Origin of the sequence: Sagittula marina (genome assembly GCF_014196795.1) — a bacterium.
GTDB classification, from domain to species: domain Bacteria; phylum Pseudomonadota; class Alphaproteobacteria; order Rhodobacterales; family Rhodobacteraceae; genus Sagittula; species Sagittula marina.
The window spans coordinates 275,401-295,424 of record NZ_JACIEJ010000007.1 but is presented as its reverse complement, the minus strand read 5'-3'; the positions used below and the strand labels follow the sequence as shown (position 1 = coordinate 295,424).

General features: G+C 58.7%; 18 protein-coding genes. 10 read left to right on the top strand and 8 right to left on the bottom strand.

Features of this window, described 5'->3' with window-relative positions:
- Positions 1–11: 11 nt before the first annotated feature.
- From GGQ68_RS15325 to dusB, 3 genes are read right to left on the bottom strand one after another with little or no spacing between them, the layout of a single operon-like run.
- Positions 12–1,382, bottom strand: a complete 1,371-nt coding sequence (locus GGQ68_RS15325) for a response regulator (protein ID WP_183967495.1) — start codon at positions 1,380–1,382, stop codon at positions 12–14.
- Complete coding sequence (locus GGQ68_RS15320) at positions 1,382–2,467, bottom strand: two-component system sensor histidine kinase NtrB (protein WP_183967493.1); 1,086 nt, start codon at positions 2,465–2,467, stop codon at positions 1,382–1,384. The genes GGQ68_RS15325 and GGQ68_RS15320 overlap by 1 nt, the downstream gene beginning before the upstream one ends.
- Positions 2,467–3,408, bottom strand: a complete 942-nt coding sequence (dusB, locus tag GGQ68_RS15315) for a tRNA dihydrouridine synthase DusB (protein ID WP_425502984.1) — start codon at positions 3,406–3,408, stop codon at positions 2,467–2,469. Before dusB ends, GGQ68_RS15320 begins: the two co-directional genes overlap by 1 nt.
- Positions 3,409–3,647: 239 nt before the next feature.
- Between dusB and GGQ68_RS15310 the strand changes: the two genes are divergently transcribed.
- The 4 genes from GGQ68_RS15310 to GGQ68_RS15295 all read left to right on the top strand — a co-directional run bounded on the left by GGQ68_RS15310 (position 3,648) and on the right by GGQ68_RS15295 (position 7,152).
- Positions 3,648–4,778: a bifunctional 2-C-methyl-D-erythritol 4-phosphate cytidylyltransferase/2-C-methyl-D-erythritol 2,4-cyclodiphosphate synthase gene (locus tag GGQ68_RS15310; protein WP_183967489.1), complete on the top strand. Its 1,131-nt coding sequence runs from the start codon at positions 3,648–3,650 to the stop codon at positions 4,776–4,778.
- On the top strand, positions 4,775–5,257 hold the full coding sequence (locus tag GGQ68_RS15305) for a phosphatidylglycerophosphatase A (RefSeq protein ID WP_183967487.1): 483 nt from the start codon (positions 4,775–4,777) through the stop codon (positions 5,255–5,257). Before GGQ68_RS15310 ends, GGQ68_RS15305 begins: the two co-directional genes overlap by 4 nt.
- Positions 5,254–5,727: a nicotinamide-nucleotide amidohydrolase family protein gene (locus GGQ68_RS15300; RefSeq protein ID WP_183967485.1), complete on the top strand. Its 474-nt coding sequence runs from the start codon at positions 5,254–5,256 to the stop codon at positions 5,725–5,727. Before GGQ68_RS15305 ends, GGQ68_RS15300 begins: the two co-directional genes overlap by 4 nt.
- A gap of 246 nt (positions 5,728–5,973) precedes the next feature.
- Positions 5,974–7,152 (top strand): ammonium transporter, encoded by a 1,179-nt coding sequence (locus GGQ68_RS15295; RefSeq protein WP_183967483.1) that lies wholly within the window; start codon positions 5,974–5,976, stop codon positions 7,150–7,152.
- 74 nt (positions 7,153–7,226) lie between these two features.
- Here the strand turns inward: GGQ68_RS15295 and GGQ68_RS15290 are convergent, their stop codons facing one another.
- Entirely contained in the window at positions 7,227–7,772 is a 546-nt protein-coding gene (locus GGQ68_RS15290) for a hypothetical protein (RefSeq protein ID WP_183967480.1), read from the bottom strand.
- Positions 7,773–8,098: 326 nt separating this feature from the next.
- Positions 8,099–8,542, bottom strand: a complete 444-nt coding sequence (locus GGQ68_RS15285; RefSeq protein WP_183967478.1) for a type II toxin-antitoxin system RatA family toxin — start codon at positions 8,540–8,542, stop codon at positions 8,099–8,101.
- A gap of 79 nt (positions 8,543–8,621) precedes the next feature.
- Here GGQ68_RS15285 and hpt point away from each other — a divergent pair, with 79 nt between their 5' ends.
- The gene (hpt, locus tag GGQ68_RS15280; protein ID WP_183967476.1) at positions 8,622–9,164 is read left to right on the top strand and encodes a hypoxanthine phosphoribosyltransferase; all 543 of its coding nucleotides are present in this window, start codon (positions 8,622–8,624) and stop codon (positions 9,162–9,164) included.
- A 137-nt stretch (positions 9,165–9,301) separates the two neighbouring features.
- A complete protein-coding gene (locus GGQ68_RS15275) occupies positions 9,302–10,183 on the top strand; it encodes a c-type cytochrome (RefSeq protein ID WP_183967475.1) in 882 nt (293 codons plus the stop codon).
- Between the two features lie 56 nt (positions 10,184–10,239).
- Here GGQ68_RS15275 and lipA read toward each other — a convergent pair whose 3' ends face one another.
- Positions 10,240–11,199, bottom strand: coding sequence for a lipoyl synthase (gene lipA, locus GGQ68_RS15270; protein ID WP_183967473.1), 960 nt, complete (start codon positions 11,197–11,199; stop codon positions 10,240–10,242).
- Between the two features lie 293 nt (positions 11,200–11,492).
- Between lipA and GGQ68_RS15265 the strand changes: the two genes are divergently transcribed.
- The gene (locus tag GGQ68_RS15265) at positions 11,493–12,986 is read left to right on the top strand and encodes a catalase (RefSeq protein ID WP_183967471.1); all 1,494 of its coding nucleotides are present in this window, start codon (positions 11,493–11,495) and stop codon (positions 12,984–12,986) included.
- A 477-nt stretch (positions 12,987–13,463) separates the two neighbouring features.
- Here GGQ68_RS15265 and GGQ68_RS15260 read toward each other — a convergent pair whose 3' ends face one another.
- On the bottom strand, positions 13,464–14,312 hold the full coding sequence (locus GGQ68_RS15260; protein WP_343055952.1) for a DUF6456 domain-containing protein: 849 nt from the start codon (positions 14,310–14,312) through the stop codon (positions 13,464–13,466).
- Positions 14,313–14,834: 522 nt separating this feature from the next.
- On the opposite strand from GGQ68_RS15260, the gene GGQ68_RS15255 reads away from it, so the two are divergent.
- Positions 14,835–15,122 (top strand): DUF6477 family protein, encoded by a 288-nt coding sequence (locus tag GGQ68_RS15255; protein WP_183967467.1) that lies wholly within the window; start codon positions 14,835–14,837, stop codon positions 15,120–15,122.
- 70 nt (positions 15,123–15,192) lie between these two features.
- Here the strand turns inward: GGQ68_RS15255 and GGQ68_RS15250 are convergent, their stop codons facing one another.
- Positions 15,193–16,737 carry a trimethylamine methyltransferase family protein gene (locus GGQ68_RS15250; RefSeq protein WP_183967464.1) on the bottom strand — a complete coding sequence of 515 codons (1,545 nt, stop codon included), beginning with the start codon at positions 16,735–16,737 and terminating at the stop codon, positions 15,193–15,195.
- A 985-nt stretch (positions 16,738–17,722) separates the two neighbouring features.
- Between GGQ68_RS15250 and guaA the strand changes: the two genes are divergently transcribed.
- Together guaA and GGQ68_RS15240 are read left to right on the top strand one after the other, a co-directional pair.
- Positions 17,723–19,294, top strand: coding sequence for a glutamine-hydrolyzing GMP synthase (gene guaA / locus GGQ68_RS15245; RefSeq protein ID WP_183967462.1), 1,572 nt, complete (start codon positions 17,723–17,725; stop codon positions 19,292–19,294).
- A gap of 50 nt (positions 19,295–19,344) precedes the next feature.
- Positions 19,345–19,971, top strand: coding sequence for a YdcF family protein (locus GGQ68_RS15240; RefSeq protein WP_183967460.1), 627 nt, complete (start codon positions 19,345–19,347; stop codon positions 19,969–19,971).
- The last annotated feature ends 53 nt before the right edge of the window (positions 19,972–20,024 follow it).

Genomic DNA, 20,024 nt, shown 5'->3' with positions numbered 1-20,024 from the left:
CTGTGGCTGTTTTACATCAATTTGCGGCGCCGTGTCACGCGAATATCCAGATCTGTGATCTTTTTCCTGAGAGTATTTCGATTGATGCCCAGCAGATCGGCGCATTTCGCCTGATTCCCGCCCGTGGCCTCCAGCGCAATTTCGATAAGCGGGGCTTCGACTTCGCGGATAATACGGCCATGCAATCCCGGAGGCGGCAGCATCGCGCCATGCAGATCGAAATAGCGACGCAAGTGGCGTGCAACGCTTTCTCCCAGCTTGTCGCTGTCACCACCGCGCAGAACAGGACCAGTTTCAGGCTGGTTGCCCAGAACCGCTTCGACTTCGTTGCGCGCGATTTCCTCGGAGCGGCTGGTCAGGCTGAGACGGCGCACAGCGTTTTCCAACTGGCGCACATTGCCCGGCCACGAATAGACGCGGAACAGATCCACGGCCCCTTCCGAGAGCCAGCGTTTCGGCGCCCCCTCGCGCTCTGCTCGCGCAAGGAAATGCTCCGTCAACAGGGCGATATCCTCAACCCGCTCACGCAGGCTCGGCACCTGAATGGCGGCGCCGTCGAGACGGTAGAACAAATCCTGCCGAACCTTGCCGCCTTCGATAAGCGATTGCGGATCCATTTGGCTGGACGCGAGGAAGCGCGGCACGTGGTCGCCCGGCACATCCATCATGCGGACAATGCGCGCCTGAATTTCATCGGGCACATCTGCGATCTCATCCACCAACAGCGTGCCGCCCTTCACCCGCGCCAAGACACGAGCCGGACCGTCCAGGTCTGACAAATCGCCTGCCGTCACAGTCACAAAAGGCAGAGTACGCCTGTCAGAAAAATCGTGCAGTGCCTTTGCAATCAATGACTTACCGGTGCCGCTTTCGCCCGTGATCAAAACCGGCAAATCGGTGTTCATCACCTTCGCCACCAGACGATAGAGCGCCTGCATCGCAGGTGTTTTGCCCACCAATGGCAGTTCGTCAGGTTCGTCCGCGCCAACCACCTGCTCGTCACGGCGCGGCGTGCGGCCGCGGCTGTCCAAAGCCTTGGCCGTGCGCTTCATCAGGTCCGGAAGATCGAAGGGTTTCGGCAGATAATCGTAGGCTTCCGCCTCCGCTGCCTGAATGGCAGTCATGATCGTATTCTGGGCGGAAATGACAATGACCGGCAGGCCGGGACGATCCTCCCTGATCTTCGGCAACATCTCCAAGCCATTTCCATCGGGCATCATCACGTCGGAGATGACCACATCCCCCTTCCCTTCGCCAACCCAACGCATCAATGTCGTCAGCGAGGAGGTCGCGTGCACCTTGCATCCAGCGCGCGTCAACGCCTGCGTCAACACAGTGCGGATCGTGCGGTCGTCATCCGCGACAAGAACGGTGCCGTCCATCAGCTCTTCTCCTTATTCGCCTTGGGGGGGCGGGGCAGCGATATGCGAAACACCGTACGTCCAGGTACGGAGTCCACGGAAATCCAACCGTCGTGATCGGATATGATTTTGCTCACAAGCGCGAGCCCGAGACCCGTGCCGTTTTCCTTGCCCGACACAAAGGGGTCAAAGATGTCCCCCCTGATTGCGGGCGGCAGGCCGGGACCATCGTCAATGATCTCGAATTGCAGCGGCAGCGTCTGGCCGCTGCCATCGGCACGGCGCAGGCGAAAGCTGTGTTCGTAATATGTGTGCAGACGAATGGTGCCGCCGCTGATCGGATCAGCGGCCTCGGATGCATTTTTGATCAGGTTCAGCACCACTTGCAGTAGTTGATCGGGATCCCCCCATGCCATCGGAAGTGAGGGATCATAGTCTTCGATGATCTTCATATGTGCGCCGAACCCCAGCAAAGCGGAGCGGCGGGCGCGGTCCAGAACGTCATGTATGTTGACTTCGCGCCGGTCGGGCGCTGACAGGTTGCCGAATTGCTCCACCTGCTCCAGCAGTTTCACGATACGGCGCGTCTCGGCCACGATCAGATCCGTGAACTCCAGATCTTCCTTTGGAAGGTTCATGCTGAGAAGTTGCGCGGCGCCGGTGATGCCTGCCAGCGGGTTCTTGATTTCATGCGCAAGCATTTCGGCCATGCCAATGGCGGATTTGGCAGCGGATTTCACGCTGTGATTCTGCGTCATGCGGCCTGCCAGTTCACGCGGCGAGATCAGCATGACCATCCACCCCTCGCGCCCTTGCAGTGGCGCAATTTGCAGATTGCAAACCAGGGGCGCACGGCTGCCGGTCCCGACGTAGACATCGTTCACAAACAAGGGCGTGCCATGCTCCCGCGCCCGGCTGAGACTTTCCTCCAACGGATCATCGACAGCGAGGCGGTCCCAAATTGGCTGGCCCTGCAACCACTTGGCCGAATTGTTGAGAAAAATCTCGGCAGCCGGGTTCAAATCTCCGATCCGCTCCTTTTCGTCGATCAGGATGGCCGGAACGGGCAACGACGACCAGATCGTCATGTCCTGTGCATTCTCCATCACGCGACCGCCTGCGCTTGCGCGGACAATGCTTCCGGGATCAGCCGGAGAACCTTGGTAGTGTCCCGCTCCGTCAGCAGCGCCGTGCGCAGTTCCGGCGGCGTCTGCACGTGATCCATGTACCAGCCAAGGTGCTTTCGGGCGACGCGGTTGCCCAAGGTCGGACCGTAGAAATCCAGCATAGATTCGTAATGTTCTGAAACCATCGAAATCAGATCGTCTCCTTTTGGAATATCGGGGGGCGGCGCACCGTAGAGATCAGCCGCCACCTGAGCCAGAACCCAAGGCGCCCCTTGCGCGCCACGTCCGATCATCACGCCATCGGCGCCGGACTGCTTCAGCGCCAAACGAGCCGTATCGGCGTCGATGATGTCGCCATTGGCCACGACCGGTATATCGACCGCATCGCGCACGTCTCGGATGGCCGCCCAATCGGCGGAGCCTTTGTAAAACTGGCAGCGGGTCCGGCCATGGATCACGACCATGCGCACCCCGGCCCCTTCTGCCCGACGGGCCAAATCCGGCGCGTTGCGCGCTTCATCATTCCAGCCCAGACGTGTTTTCAGCGTCACCGGCAGATCGACCGCGTTCACAACGGCTTCGATCAAACGCAAGGCATGATCAGGCACCTGCATAAGCGCCGACCCAGACCAGCCGCCTGTGACCTTCTTGGCGGGACACCCCATGTTGATGTCGATGAGTCTCGCGCCCATATCCGCAACCATGCGCGCGGCCTCTGCCATCGCGTCAGGCTCTCGCCCCGCGATCTGCACAGAGGTGTTTTCAATCTGCGCGCCCAATTCGGCTTTTTCTCGCGTGCCTGGACGCGCAGTGAGAAACTCGCCGGACGCGATCATCTCCGACACAACGAGGCCGGCGCCGAACCGCGACACCAAAGTGCGAAACGGCAAGTCAGTGATTCCCGCCAGCGGCGCGAGCATAACGGGCGGATTTATCGAACGGTTTCCTATGGAAAGGGCCAATTGCCTAGTCCTTGTGCGGAGGTGCAAAACTGCATCCTTACTTGTCCGAAGTAGACGTGCTCTTGTATTTGTTCAATGTTTTGACGCCTGTTCTGCGTGCATTCGAAAAACTTCGCCTATTTTTTAATCGCCCAGCGCCACGGTTGCACCGCGGCTTATGCCCCCCTATGACAAGGAAAGCGAAGGATATCAGACGCATGGACACGGCAATCGTCATCGTCGCCGCCGGGCGCGGTAAACGCGCAGGCGGCGGCGTTCCCAAGCAGTGGCGAGACGTCGCTGGAAAACCCGTTGCGCGCTGGACACTGGACACGTTGGCGCCTTTCGGGCGGTTGGTGATGGTCATTCACCCCGATGATCGAACAGACGCGGAAGCCGTATGTGACGGTCTGGATGTCCTGCTCGTAGATGGCGGAGCGGAGCGCCACGTCTCGGTCAGGCGCGGCTTGGAGGCGCTGGTGGGACAAGGCATAAAATATGTCTTGATCCATGATGTCGCACGCTGCTGCGTGCCGCCGTCTACCGTGCAGGCCGTGCGCAATGCGCTGACCACCCATCCCGGTGCCGCCCCCGCCCTACCCGTCAGCGATGCTTTGTGGACGGGCACAGACGACATTGTGACCGGGACCCAAGACCGGAGCGGCCTATACCGTGCGCAGACGCCACAGGGGTTTCACTTCGATAAAATACTTTCGGCACACCGTGCATGTGATTTCGCCACCGCCGATGACGTGGAAGTCGCCCGAGCCAGTGGTATGGATGTGGCAATCGTCACCGGCAGCGAAAGCAATCTCAAGATCACGGCGCCAGAAGACTTTCTGCGCGCAGAAAAACTGTTGCGAGGCAATATGGATGTAAGATTGGGCAATGGATATGATGTCCACGCCTTTGAAGAGGGTGACCATGTGATCCTGTGCGGTGTGCGCATTCCGCACAATCGCAAGCTCAAGGGCCATTCCGATGCGGATGTCGGGATGCACGCCGTGACGGATGCGCTTTACGGGGCCATGGCAGAGGGCGACATTGGCCGCCACTTCCCGCCGACCGATCCAAAGTGGAAAGGCGCAGCATCCGAGATATTTCTAAAGCACGCGGTCGATCTGGCGGCGAAGCGTGGGTTCAGGATCGGCAATATCGACGTGACCCTGATTTGCGAACGCCCCAAGGTTGGTCCGCACGCGCATACGATGACACAGGAAATGGCCCGCATCATGGATCTCGACCCCGGACGCATCTCGATCAAGGCGACGACCTCCGAACGGCTGGGTTTCACCGGCCGCGAAGAAGGCATCGCCGCCATCGCAACCGCCACGCTGGTGGCATCGTGAGGTGGGTGGCCTCCGTCGCGGGCGTCGGATACTTGCGCCCTGCTCCCGGCACTTGGGGATCGCTTGCAGCACTGCCTTTGGGCTACTTCATCCATCAGCTTGGCGGTTTCGGCCTCCTGCTGGCAGCGACCGTGCTTGTTTTCGGGCTCGGTTGGTGGGCGACGAAGACAGTCACTCAAGGCGATGATCACGACCCCTCCTGGGTGGTGATTGACGAAGTTGTCGGCCAATGGATCGCCCTATTCCCCGTAAGCTACGGTGCGGGCATGATGGGGGTCGAGATCTGGCGACTGTGGCCGGGCTGGATCGCAGGATTTGTATTGTTCCGGCTGTTCGACATCTGGAAGCCGCTTTTGGTTGGATGGGCAGACCGTCGCGGTGATGCCTTGGGCGTCATGCTCGATGACGTCATCGCGGGCATTTTTGCCGCCGCTGTCGCCATCGTCCTTGCCGGTCTGGCGCATGGAGTGTTGATGTGACCCTTGCCGAGGATCTTTTGCAACGTGCCCGCGCGGCCTGTGCGATCGTGACCACCGCAGAAAGCTGCACCGGCGGCATGGTCGCGGCCGCCATCACCGATGTGCCCGGTTCGTCGGTGGTCTTTGAGCGTGGTTTTGTCACCTATTCGAACGCCGCCAAGACAGAAATGCTTGAGGTTCAGGAGGAGACGCTTGAAGCTCACGGCGCTGTGTCAGAAGAGGTGGCGCGCGAAATGGCAGAAGGCGCGCGACAGGCCGCCAAGGCGGATATCGCCGTGGCTATAAGCGGCATCGCGGGCCCCGGCGGATCAGAACACAAGCCTGAAGGTCGCGTCTGTTATGCCGTTGCCACGGCCTCTTCCGTCTCGTCAGAGACTATCGACCATGGCGCTTTAGGTCGGGCAAATGTGCGCGCTGCCGCCACACAGCATGCACTGAAACTATTACGAGACGCGCTCCCCAACGGCTAATGCAGGCCGTACCCATGACGGCAGAACGGATGCGATGGAGCACAGCGTAGGCTTTTTTAAAACGCTCAAAAATGATGCTCACTCTGAAAATACCGCCCTATCAGCGGGCTTTTGAAAAATCGCGTGATAATTAATCGCCCCATGGCCCCTTTGACCATTTGTTCAGCACGGAAATTCTCCTAACCGCACGCGGACTGAAATTGCGGCCTACGTAAATGGCCGCGTGTCCGAGGGAAGGAGACCTTCATGGTTGGAGCGGATACCGCCTGGATCATCGTCGCCACAGCGCTGGTGCTGTTCATGACGCTGCCGGGGCTTGCATTGTTTTACGGTGGGCTTGTGCGTGGCCGAAATGTCTTGAGCGTGTTCATGCACTGCTATGCAATCGCGTGTTTGATGAGCATTCTTTGGTTTGCAGCCGGGTATTCCATCGCCTTTGGCCAAGGCAACGGGTTTTGGGGTGGTCTGGACAAGATGTTCCTGAACGGAATCGACGCCGAAACCCTCGCCGGCACTATTCCCGAAGTGCTGTTTTTCGCCTTTCAGATGACCTTTGCCATCATCACCCCCGCGCTGATCGTCGGCGCCTACGCAGAGCGGATCTCGTTTGGATTCGTCCTTCTGTTTTCCGGCCTCTGGATGCTGCTGTGTTATGCGCCCGTGACACATTGGATCTGGGGCGGCGGCATGATGGCGGACGGCGGCATTTTCGGTGAGGTCGGCGTAAAGGATTTTGCCGGGGGCATCGTCGTCCATGAAACCGCCGGTCTGGCCGCCCTCTTGATTGCCGTATTTCTCGGTCCGCGCAAAGAACACTCCAAACCGCCGCACAACCCAGGATACGTTATGATCGGCGCATCAATGCTATGGGTTGGCTGGTTTGGCTTCAACGGCGGCTCCCAACTTGCAGCGGACGGCGGCGCAGCCATGGCAATGACCGTGACGCATATCTCTGCGGCGGCGGCCTCGCTCACCTGGGCGCTGTGGGAGAAGATCAAGTTCGGCAAAGCCTCCCTGGTCGGCCTCGTCACCGGCACGATTGCCGGTCTTGCCTCTATCACGCCAGCCTCTGGATTCGTGACCCCGGTGCAAGCGCTGATCATTGGTTTGGTGGCAGGCGTGCTTTGTCAGGAAGCGGTGAACCTGATCCGTAACAGGCTGAAGATCGACGATACACTGGATGTCTTTGCCGTGCATGGTGTCGGTGGCATCTTCGGCACGATCATGATCGCGGCCTTTGGGCTTGGTACGTGGACTGCGCAGCTTGGTGCGCTTGTGATCGTTGGGGGATTTACCATTGTGGTCACAGTGGCGCTGATCTTTGTGGTGCGGGCCATCACACCACTGCGTGTCGATGAAGAGACTGAAGTCACCGGCCTCGACCTCGCAGTCCATGGCGAACGTGCCTACGATCACGCATCCTGATTAAGGATATTCATGAAGGCAAACGGGCCCTACGGGGGCCCCTTTGCCATCGACTGATTTCCAACATGAAATGATCAGGCGTCCATCAGCAGTTTGGCAGGCTCTACGCCGGATGTTGTCTCGTTGGCATCTCTGTAGTTTTGAGCCGCCTGACGCGCCGGATCCTCTGCCTCGGAGGTGCCGACCGAGGTTTCATCCGGGCCGCCAGCTTCGGCAATCTCCGAGCGTCGCTCGCGGAATTCAACGGATTGCTGATCGGTCCCACGCGGCGTGGCGCTTTCCCTTATGGCTTCAGATTGTGCTTCGCTGGCCTCTGCATCTTGCTCATCGGTTTCAACAGCGTCTTGCCGCGCCTGCATATCTATCACCAGGGCCGTCATGCGCCCTGTTTGCGATGTGGAAACGGCCGGCGTAGGAGCAGGTTCAGGCGTGACAGGGGTCGGTTCTGCCGTCGCCCCTGTGGCAGCGGGCAACCCTGCGCCCTGCGGCGACTCGCGGTATGAGGACCCACTCGCGGCCTCACGCGATTGCGCAGCGGGAGTTTGTTGCAGTTCCTGAATGGACCGTTGCGGCAGGGCCGCACCGGGCGTGTAAGTCGGTGCCGAAAAAAGTGAAGGCATCTTGGTCATCCCTTCGTAAGCTGTGTCACTCGTGCATTAGGGATGCCTTCAGAATCAGGCGAAACGGGGGCAAAGGCCCCGTGTTCCGCAGGAAACTTCCGTCGCTGGTTAACCTGATGTTCAGGGTCGAGCGAGTGTTGCCTGTCAGTCTGCCGCAACCACATAGGCAGCAGCGCGAGGGCTGCAAAGCCGGGCGCTGACCACGCAAGTCGTTGCACTGACGAGAGGATTGATCTCACGAGACCCTCGTCAACAGGGCGGAGACCGATGCAATGTCAAATGCAGCGGCACCTGCCTGTCACCTGATCGCGTGGTCGACAGTCCCCTTAACCGTAAAGCTCAGCCGCGCGTCGTTCGAACGCTCTCACGATCCGCTGCATGGCATCGTTGAAGAACATGCTGGCAGCCCCCTGAAGGATGCGATTGCGGAATTCGAAATCGACGAAGAAAGACACCTCGCAGCCACCCTCCACATCCTTGAAGCCCCAGTTAGACACCATGTGGTGAAACGGACCGTCCAAATACTCCGTGTCGATGCGCATGTCTTCGGGATAGAGCGTCACGCGCGACCCGAACTTTTCGCGGAAGACTTTGAAGGATATGATGAGGTCCGCCAGAATGACCTCATGGTCGCCCTCGTCCTGGCGTGACCGAATGCGAGCCGCAGCTGCCCACGGCAAAAACTTTGGATAGGATTCAACATCGGCCACCAGATCGTACATCTGTTGCGCCGTGTAGGGCAATTTGCGGGTCTCGGAATGGGTCGGCATCAGCTTGGCGGCGCGCTTCTTTCATGTGACAATACAAGATGGATGTCGTACGCCACGTACGGAAAATCAAGAGGTTGTGATGCCAGAGCGTCCTTATGTCGTAGACGAAATGATCACTGCAAAGGCCATCGCCGCGCGGGTCGAAGCTTTGTCGATGGAGATCGAGCGCGAATTTTCCAATACCGACAAGTTGGTGGTTGTGGGCCTGCTGCGCGGGTCGTTCATATTTATCGCAGATCTCGTGCGGGAATTGTCCTTGGATGTGGAGGTCGATTTTCTCGAAGCCTCCTCCTACGGCAACGCCATGGAAAGCTCCCGCGAGGTGCGCATTCTGAAAGATCTTCGCTCCGGAATCGAGGGGCGCGAGGTGCTGGTGGTCGAAGATATCGTCGACACGGGCCACACGCTGAACCACGTTGTGAACATGCTGCGCGCGCGCAAACCCGCACGGCTGAAGACCATCGCCCTCCTCGACAAACCGACGCGTCGTGAGGTGAACTTCCGCGCCGACTGGATAGGCTTCGACATTCCCGATGAATTCGTCGTGGGCTATGGCATCGACTTTGCTCAGAGTAATCGTAACCTGCCGTTCATTGGAAAGGTCCGGTTCACCGACGTCTAGGCGGTTCATCCCCACCCGCGCGCTCGGCATGTTAGGATCATCGGTGAAGGCTTAACCTCTGCCCTGCGAATGAAGTCTCAACGGAGATACCTGATGTCCAACGCGTTTCCCTGCCCGCTTCTCGCTCAGGTGCAGCCATGAACCGGGCGCTGAAAATTCTCCTGCCGCTGGCGGTCCTCGGGGTCGGCGCAGGCGTCTGGCTTACAGCTCCGTCAAAGGTCGACGCCGCCAGGTTCGAAGCTCTCACCGGGAATGCTGATGCTGGCCAGACGATCTTTACCGCCGCCGGATGTGCGTCGTGTCACCATGCCTCGGGCTCTGACAACAAACTTCTGCTGAGCGGAGGGCAGGCTTTTGCGTCTGCCTTCGGCACATTCTATGCACCAAACATCTCCCCGTCAGACGCTGGGATCGGAGGCTGGTCCGTGGTCGATCTCGCCAATGCCGTGAAGCAGGGCGTTGGAAAAGCGGGAGAACATCTTTACCCGGCCTTCCCCTACACGGCCTACACAAAGATGCAGGACCAGCAAGTCGCTGACCTTCACGCGTACATGCAGACTTTGCCACCTTCAGATACGGCCTCACAACCGCATGATGTGGGCTTCCCCTTCAATATTCGCCGTAGCCTTGGCGGGTGGAAATTGCTTTTCTTCTCCGACGACTACGTCATGACCGATCTGCCGGAGGGTGTGACCGAACGCGGGCGGGATCTGGTGGAAACCTTGGGCCATTGCGCCGAATGTCATACGCCCCGAAATGCTATTGGTGGATTGGACACCTCCCGCTGGATGGCCGGGGCGCCGAATCCGTCGGGTCGCGGCGAGATCCCCGGACTGACGCCCACGCAACTGGATTGGTCAGCAACGGACGTGGCTTATTATCTTGAGTCGGGATTCACCCCCGATTACGACAGCGTGGGCGGACACATGGCCGAGGTGGTGGAGAATTTCTCCAAGTTGACCCCTGAGGACCGGGAGGCCGTCGCCGCCTACGTCAAGGCACTGCCCGCGTCCGACTGACGAAAAGACGCGACTGTCAAAGCAGCCGCGTCAAAACGTCAAATAGTCCTGTCAGATCAGGCAGGCGTTCGGCCTGCCAGCTTGGCCTTGCGCGCGTCGCGCAGACGGGCGAAATCGTCGCCGGCATGATACGAAGAGCGCGTCAAAGGCGTGGCGGAGACCATTAGAAAACCCTTGCCGTAAGCGGTCTTTTCATAACCTGCAAACTCCTCCGGTGTCACGAAACGGTCCACCCGGTGATGTTTCGGCGTTGGTTGCAGGTACTGTCCAATGGTCAGGAAGTCCACATCCGCCGCGCGCATGTCGTCCATGACCTGCGAAACAGATTGGCGGTCTTCACCAAGTCCAACCATGATGCCGGACTTTGTAAAAATCGACGGGTCCAGTTCTTTTACCCGCTGCAAAAGGCGCAGCGAGTGGAAGTACCGCGCGCCCGGACGCACCGTCGGATAAAGTCCCGGCACGGTTTCGAGGTTGTGGTTGAAAACGTCCGGCTTTGCGTCGACGACGGTTTTCAGAACCTCGGGCGCGCACTTCAGGAAATCCGGGGTCAGGATCTCGATCGTGGTGCCCGGTGCACGGTGGCGCACGGCGCGAATGGTCTGGGCGAAATGCTCTGCCCCGCCATCGTCCAGATCGTCGCGGTCCACGGAAGTGATCACCACATGGTTCAGACCCAGCTTTTGCACTGCATCCGCCACTCTGCCAGGCTCGAACACGTCAAGGGTGTCGGGGCGGCCCGTCGCCACGTTGCAGAACGTGCATCCGCGCGTGCAAATCTCGCCCATGATCATCATGGTGGCGTGTCCTTGGCTCCAGCATTCGCCGACGTTCGGACAGCCCGCTTCCTTGCACACGGTGACGAGGTTGTGCTCATCCATGATGCGCCGTGTCTCGGCATAGCCCGCGCCGCCGGGCGCCTTGACGCGGATCCAATCCGGTTTCTTGGGCTGGGCATTGTCGGGGCGGTGCGCCTTTTCAGGGTGACGTTCGCCGGGGATCTTAAGATCGCGCATGGCTCTGGGCCTTTCGCAAAGACTGGGTTGCGGATGTATCTACGCACATATGACGTGCTTTTCCACCCTTGATCGCCTTGCATCCAATGCATGGCGGCTGTGCGTGGGCGTCGGCCTCAACTTGAGATGTTCCACGTTCGACGGCTACAGCGCGACACCCTCTTCGCAACAGCAACACTCATACCCCTCACACCGATAATAATAACTTATCGCACACCACCGAAACTATGATGGAACCACGATGCGGTCGGCCCGTTGAACCCATAAGATCTCAACCTCTACAGGAGGACCTCATGTCCCAACGCCAGACCACCACAGCCGGCGCGCCCGTCCCCACCAACGAAACATCGAAAACGGCCGGCCCACGCGGTCCAGTCCTTCTCGAAGACTACCAACTGATCGAAAAGCTCGCTCATCAAAACCGCGAGCGCATCCCCGAACGGACTGTGCACGCCAAGGGTTGGGGCCTGCAGGGCACATTTACCGTGACGAACGATATCACGAAGTACACCCGCGCGAAGATTTTCTCTGAAGTTGGTAAAAAAACTGAAGTGCTCTCTCGCTGGTCCACCGTGGCTGGGGAAGCCGGGGCCGCCGACGCAGAACGCGATGTCCGCGGTTTCTCGCTGAAGTTCTACACCGAAGAGGGCAATTGGGACATGGTGGGCAACAACACGCCCGTCTTTTTCGTTCGTGACGCCTACAAGTTTCCGGACTTTATTCGCACGCAGAAACGTCACCCCAAGACCAACCTGCGCTCCCCCGAGGCGATGTTCGATTTCTGGGCTGGTCAGCCCGAATCCGTACACCAGGTGACGATCCTGATGTCAGACCGGGGCATTCCTCAGAACCCGACGCATATGAACGGCTACGGCTCGCATACGTTTTCCATGTGGAACCACGAGGGCACGCGCTACTGGGTCAAGTTTCATTTCAAAACCCATCAGGGCCACGATTACTACACCAACGAGAAAGCCAAGGAGCTGATCGGTCAAACCCGTGAAAGCTATCAGGAAGATCTCTGGAACATGATCGAAGCGGGCAAACACCCAAAGTGGACGCTGAAGATCCAAGTGATGGAAGAAGAACAGGCCGCCAGCCTCGACTTCAACCCGTTTGATGTAACAAAGGTTTGGCCGCACAAGGATTTCCCCTTGATCGAAGTGGGCGAGCTGGAAATGCACACCGTGCCGGAAAACTATTTCCAACTGGTGGAAAACGCAGCCTACTCGCCATCCAACGTCGTTCCAGGCATCGGCTTTTCGCCGGACAAGATGCTGCAAGCGCGCGTTTGGTCCTATGCCGACGCACACCGCTATCGGCTGGGAACACACTATGAAGCGTTGCCAGCCAACGCTCCGAAGGCCGCGTCCGTCGCGCACTATCACAAGGACGGCGCAATGCGCTTCTTCCAGAACGATACGGGAAATTCGAACGCCTATTACGAACCGAATCAATACGAAGACGCACCACGCCCCGATCCGTCCGTCATGGAACCTCCTCTGAAGATTGATCCGGAGGCCTACCGCTATCCGCAAGAAACGGAAGAGGTGGACTTTGTGCAGCCGCGTGCTTTGTACAAAGATGTTCTGACCGACGACGAACGTGTGCGTTTGCACCAGAACATGGCTGGGGCCATGGCCCCATGCTCCGACAGTGTAAAGGAACGCTGGTACGCAGTGCTGGAACGGGTCCACCCTGACTACGCCAAAGGTGTCCGCGAAGCGGTCGAGAGCGCTCCCGCCCTACCAGTGACGGATGACACACCGGTCAAAGCAGCTGAATAGAAAATCAAAAGGCGGCCCTGTGTATGGGGCCGCCCTTTGCAATTTCAGATGCAGGCCGATCGCCCTAGCGATGCATCGCCTCCCATCCGGTCGAACCACAGAGGTTTAACGAGAGACGACGGCTTTCCGGTAACATTTCCGATCAAAACCAATAAGATGCACAAGATTCCCGATATCGACGGGCTCAAGCCCCGAAGGCGACGATCCTCTGGCCAGCAGAACAGTGCGCAAACAATTCTCCCCATCCCCCCTCCACAAGATTCTCGCCGTGAACGCTCCTAACGCGGTTTGCAGCCCCCTTTGCACCTGACCATGCTCTCTCGGTACAATCGCTTCCGAAATGTCCTTGTTAAGTATCCCCCTGCGGCTGAAAGCACGCCAGACCTTTAATGCATCAAGCGTTTCGCGGAAATCATCCCACTGAAGATGTGGAATTTTGCAGCCTCTCATCGAATATGAAGGGTGAGTTGATCAGCTTCAGGCGATCAAATCACCACCTCCGCGACCACGTTCCTCGTAGTGGCGGCGCAGCCGTTGCAAGGCTATGCGCAAGACGATCTTTCCGGATCGCGCGGACCACCCAAGCTGTTTTTCCGCCGTTTCCAACCCTTCAAGGTAGCAGCAGCAGCGCAGTGCGACGTCCCCTAACCCCGCACCCAAATCGCGCAAAGCCGACTGCAGTCGCTTTTGTGCCTCCGTGGCGCCATCCTCACCACCGGACAGCGATGTCGTAATACCAGAGGTTAGAAATTGATCCCAGTTTTGCGTTGTGCGAGGCCCGATCTGTGCCAACTCGAAATCCTCGCGCAACCGCTCGCCCGCGCTGATCAGCTCCTCTGTCAAAAAAGGCTGACCATCTCGGTCACGACGTCTGCCCAACGCGGTGAGAGGGCTTTCAGCCAAAAGATATCGGCCCTTGCGCACGCGTGGATCGCGATCCACCTCGTCCAATGCCGCTTCGGCGGCGCGTCCATTGTCAAAACCTGCCTGCGCTTCAGCAAAGCCGCGCACCCGGTTTTCCTGCTGCGCCACCATTTGGTTCAACGCTGACCGTCCGCCGGGGGTGATCCGATACTGGGAAATGCGCGCGGGGCGATCACAGGTGATCCATTCCCTCAGCGCCATGGCCTGCGCAATGGACATATCGGTGACAGCGGTGCGCGCGCTGCCCCCGTCGCCGGTGTCCCGCACCACAACCGCCTTTTCCATCTCCGCGGCGACGGCAAGAATGGCGCCCGGTTCGCACAGGCGGCGCAGAATGCGACGCGCTTCACGCGTCAGAGTGATCTCATCCGGCAGAGCCGGCATATTAACGGCAGCAGTCATAAGCTCATCGTCCTTTCTGGTCGTTGATGCCAGGTTCCAGTCCCCGGCTGCCCCCAGGTTGCATAAAGCTGCATCAACAAGAGGATCGTCCCTACGCGACTCGATCTTCCGGACTTGCCGCGAAATAGTCGACGGATACTGTGCCGATTGACGCGCCAGTTCCCGAATGGACCGTCCGAATTCGGTATGCTCCATGTAGAGGCGCACCTCATCAGGTACCCATCTAGGCAGCAGTCGATCCGAGTTATCAGACGGCGTTACCTTCATTTGAAGCATCCCGTCCGCGGAAGGTTTTGCACAGACTTATCCCCATTTACTAAATCGCAACCTATGGGTGTTCAGGTTACTCTTTGGTTAACAGTATTTCTCGAGTCTGATCTTTCCTAACAATAGATAATCAAACGTAAATCACTCGAACGCAGCAGTCGGTGTGTACGCAACACCCTTTCCGTGTGTGCCTATCTTGGGTTGAGGTCGGGCTGTTTTCCACAGGAGGAGGGCCCCACAACGAGGAGGCTGAAAATGAAAGATCTGCTGGGTATACTAAATGACTTGCGCCGACCGAAACTGTTGATCCGCGCAGCGCGGATCGGGGTGCAGGACTACCGTCGCAGTTCGTGTTTGAACCGCATACTAGGCCAGGGTCAGACGCCCCGACCGGGTGAAGCTGTCATGCGTTTGATCGAGATCGAAGCAGACATCGACGAACAACGTCGCACCGCCGATGCCAGCTACAGCGTCACCCGCCATGTCGAGGTTCTGACAGCCATGATGGGAGAGGCCCGTCTGCTCGGAGACACGGCACGCTGACGCTTCATCTACATTGAGGTCATGGACGGCCCACCAGGGCCGCACCATGAGATTTTTGCGACACGCGCTTTTAGGTAAAGCTATCAGGCATGGAAGCCTTCTTCTCCGCTACATAGTCATGCAAGGCTTCGCGCACTGCGGGATCCATCGCGGGTTCCACATAGCTGCTCAGCAGCTTCTCCATTCGCGCTTGGGCAAGAGTGGCCGTGTCACGCCCACCTTCTTCTGACCATGTCTCAAACGGTTTGTAATCAAGAACTTCTGAGCGCCAGAAGGCACTTTTGAAGTTTGCCTGAGTGTGCGCGCATCCCAAGTAGTGACCGCCAGGACCAACTTCACGCAGGGCATCCATAGCCTGCGCATTTTCGTCCATCGCGACACCTTTGGCCAGTCCGTGCAACGCGCCAAGCTGGTCGGCATCCATGACGAATTTCTCAAACGAGGCCACCAGCCCACCTTCGAGCCAACCACACGAGTGCAGCATGAAATTGACGCCCGCAAGCAGGCCCATGTTGAGCGAATTTGCAGTCTCATACGCGGCCTGTGCATCCGGCAATTTCGATCCGCAGAAAGACCCAGCGGAACGGAACGGAAGTCCCAATCGGCGCGCCAACTGCCCTGCGCCGTACGTGATGTGGGACGCCTCTGGCGTACCAAAGGTCGGAGCACCGGAGTTCATGTCGATCGACGTCACGAAAGCACCGAAGATCACGGGCGCACCGGGGCGGATCAACTGGCTATAAGCCACCCCGGCGAGCACCTCTGCCAGGACCTGAGTCAGCGTTCCCGCGATAGACACAGGGGCCATCGCACCGCCCACGATAAAGGGCGAAATGATGCAGGCTTGGTTGGCAGCGGCATAGACTTCGAGCGCCCCCATCATCGTGTCGTCAAAGGTCAGCGGCGAGTTAATATTGATCAGCGAAGTCATTACCGTGTTTTCGGAAACAAACTGTTTCCCGAACAGAATCTCACACATTTCCACGGAATCCGCCGCGCGACTCGGTTCAGTCACCGAGCCCATGAACGGTTTGTCTGACAGCGTCATATGTGCCAGCATCATGTCCAGGTGGCGCTTGTTAACTGCGACGTCCGTCGGTTCGCAGACTGTGCCCCCAGAGTGATGCAACCATTTTGACTGCTGACCAAGCTTCACGAACTTGCGAAAATCTGCGATCGTTGCGTAGCGGCGACCACCATCGATATCCCGCACAAAAGGTGGGCCATACACTGGCGCCAGCACGAGGTTCTTTCCGCCGATTTCGACGTTTCTCTCAGGATTGCGAGCATGCTGCGTGAATTGCGACGGCGCAGTGGAGGCGAGTTTGCGCGCCAGCCCTCGCGGAATACGCACTCGTTCACCTTCGATCGTTGCACCGGCGGCGCGCCAACGTTCCAGCGCAGCGGGGTTGTTAACAAAATTTACCCCAATTTCTTCAAGAACCGTTTCCGCATTCTCTTCGATGATCTGCAGAGCTTCTTCGTTCAGCACCTCGAAGTTGGGAATGTTGCGTTCGATGAATCGCGCCGTGTCGATCACCGTGGATGTGCGCTCCGCCCGACGCGCCGCGCCACCGCCACCTTTGCCCCGCTTGCGCGCTGCTGCTTCTGCCATCTTATCATGCCCTCGCGGCTGGCCGGGGGGCGACCGTCGTCCCCCGTGATTAAACCTTTTGTAACGACTGGACCAGTCCCGGCCTTGGACGTTTCCGGCGTGTCAGACCTGAAAACGACATCGAAAAGCCGCCAGCGCCATCGAATCCTTAATCAACCATGTACGCACGCAAATTTCAGGTGGCCTCTAGGTGCCACAGAAATCTTTCCAGATGCTTGATACCATGATTTCTCGGTGCCCGTTTTCCAGAAAACCTTAGCAAGCATTATGGGAAAGCTTGTCATGGCACTGCCACATACGACTACTCCCCAGTCCATATGCATGGCAAATCACCTTGGAAAGCACGCCGCGGCCATAGACTGACAGCGTTGCGCGCCTTGCCATCCCCAGGCCCGCTGGCTTCGCTTGCGCAGCCGAGCAGGGAGCTTAGCAGTGAGGATGGTCAAAAACCGGTTTACGATGATGATAGTCAGGTTTCGGACCGCTCTTTAAGCTGTAGCGCCTCAGGGAGACCGTACAGAAATGACCGAACGAAAACGCTATTCGTCAGATTTCAGATCGAATGTGTCTCCGGAGGCATTTAAATGACAAGTGAAAACAATATCTTGTCCGGTTTCCCAAGTTATGGCCATGGGGTCGAGCACGATGGGCGAAGGTCAGAGAACAGAGACGCGCGGGACCGAGCCCCCCCCCCATCAAGCCAAGGCAGGTCCAACCTGCACCGGGCGCCCTGTGGCGTTGCATGGTTCAACCTCAGCACCGAAGTACTCTCAGGAGATATATTTCCATGTCAAGTCACATGGAAGGTGCAGCCGATCTTTGCCCGTGTCGGCCCAACCTCGCTGCATGCCTAGGCGGAGCGCAGCGGTGTTTTCCGAGAAGACCACAGCCACGGCGTGCGCCAGAGCGTCTCTAAACGTTGAACTGATGCCAGGATACCGCCTGCCTCTTGCGCGCGCGTGACGTGCGGCCTATGGCATGCGCCATGACCCAGATCCAGCACCAGCGCCTCCTTATCATCGACTTTGGCTCCCAGGTGACGCAGCTCATCGCGCGCCGCCTCCGCGAACTGAACGTCTATTGCGAAATCCATCCCTATCAGAACGTGACAGACGCGTTTCTGCGGGACTTCGCCCCAAAGGCCGTCATTTTTTCCGGCGGCCCTGACAGCGTGACCCGAGACGGGTCGCCACGTCCACCAAAATCCGTTTACACCCTCGGCGTGCCGATCCTTGGCATCTGCTATGGCCAACAGGTGATGATGCAAGACCTCGGCGGCCGCATCGAAGCCGGCGAGAGCCACACAGCAGAGTTCGGCCGCGCATGGGTCGCACCGACCGAGCGCACAACCGACTTCTTCAATGGCTGGTTCCTGGACGGCACCGGCCGCGAACAGGTTTGGATGAGCCACGGTGACCATGTGGCCGAGCTGGCACCTGGATTTGAGGTCTACGGCACCTCGACCGGTGCGCCCTTCGCCATGACCGCCGACCTGGATCGACGCTTTTATGCCGTGCAGTTCCACCCCGAGGTGCATCACACACCGAACGGCGCGACGCTGTACGAAAACTTCGTCAAGCTGGCTGGCTTCGACGGTGACTGGACCATGGGCGCCTACCGCGAAGAGATGATTGCGAAGATCCGCGAAGACGTGGGCGATAAACAGGTGATCTGCGCGCTTTCGGGCGGTGTTGATTCCTCTGTGACCGGCATTCTACTGCACGAGGCCATCGGTGACCAGTTGACCTGCGTTTTCGTCGATCATGGCTTGCTGCGGCAGAACGAAGCCGAGCAAGTTGTCGCTATGTTCCGCGACAACTACAACCTGAACCTGATCCACGCTGATGAAAGCGACTTGTTTCTCGGCGAACTTGAGGGCGTTTCTGACCCCGAAACCAAGCGCAAGATCATCGGCAAGCTGTTCATCGACGTCTTCCAGAAATACGCTGACGGCATTGAAGGCGCTGAATTCCTAGCTCAGGGAACGTTGTACCCTGATGTTATTGAATCAGTGTCGTTCTCCGGTGGTCCCTCGGTCACAATCAAATCGCACCATAACGTCGGTGGCCTGCCAGAGAAGATGGGGCTCAAGCTGGTGGAGCCATTGCGCGAGCTGTTCAAAGACGAGGTCCGCGCGCTGGGTCAGGAACTTGGCCTGCCCGCGTCGTTTATCGGCCGGCACCCCTTCCCCGGTCCCGGCCTTGCGATCCGTTGCCCCGGCGAGATCACCCGCGAAAAGCTGGAGATCTTGCGAAAGGCCGATGCCGTCTACATCGACCAAATTCGCAAACACAATCTGTATGACGAAATCTGGCAAGCCTTCGCCGCAATCTTGCCCATGCGCACCGTCGGCGTGATGGGTGACGGTCGGACTTACGATTATGCGCTGGCGCTTCGGGCCGTGACCTCGGTCGATGGGATGACTGCGGATTACTATCCGTTCACCCATGATTTCCTTGGCGAGACCTCCACTCGGATCATTAACGAAGTGCGCGGAATCAACCGTGTGTTCTATGACACCACCTCGAAGCCCCCAGGGACCATCGAGCTGGAGTAAGAAACCTGAGACCCGGCTCACCGCCGGGTCTTTTGTTTTAGGGAACGACCATGCGTCTTCTGATCAAACTGTTTGCCGGCTACATCCTGTTTTGCACAGCCTTGGTTCTGCTGTCGATCAATCTGGTCCAGCGGTGTGATGCGCTGCGGTCGCATTTCGACGTGGCCGTTGTTCTTGGCGGCGGAAGCACAACCGACGGCTTGTCCATCGATTCCGCCGCGCGGGTCATTGCGGGCGTACGGCTTTACCAGACCGGGACTGTCGACAGCCTGTTGATGACTGGGGCCGGCGCGCTGGGTCAGGCCTCAACCGCCAAAGCCATGGCACGAAAAGCACGCGACATGAGCGTCGATTCCGAGGGCATCCTTGTTGAACCTGCCTCGCAGTCCACTCTGCAAAACGCCCGCTTCAGCCTTGAGATCCTGCCGGAAGATACACGCCTTATCGTCGTCACCGAACCGTTTCACGCGCTTCGAGGGGCGGCCTCGTTCCTTTGGGCCGGAAAAGCGGTTTCCGTCTGCGCCACCCCCAAAGTGCCACGCCCCGGCCAAGGCACCCTCCGCGCGCGTGTCCGAGAAGTGGCCGCGTGGGCCGTAAACATACCGCGTGCCGCTGGCTGGACCATGGCGGCCTGGCTTGTGCCCGAGGACCGACTGCCTCTGTGGATCTTGCAGTAGGCCATATCAACCTCATGACAATGATGCAGATTATGCATTTGCGTCATGCTGCC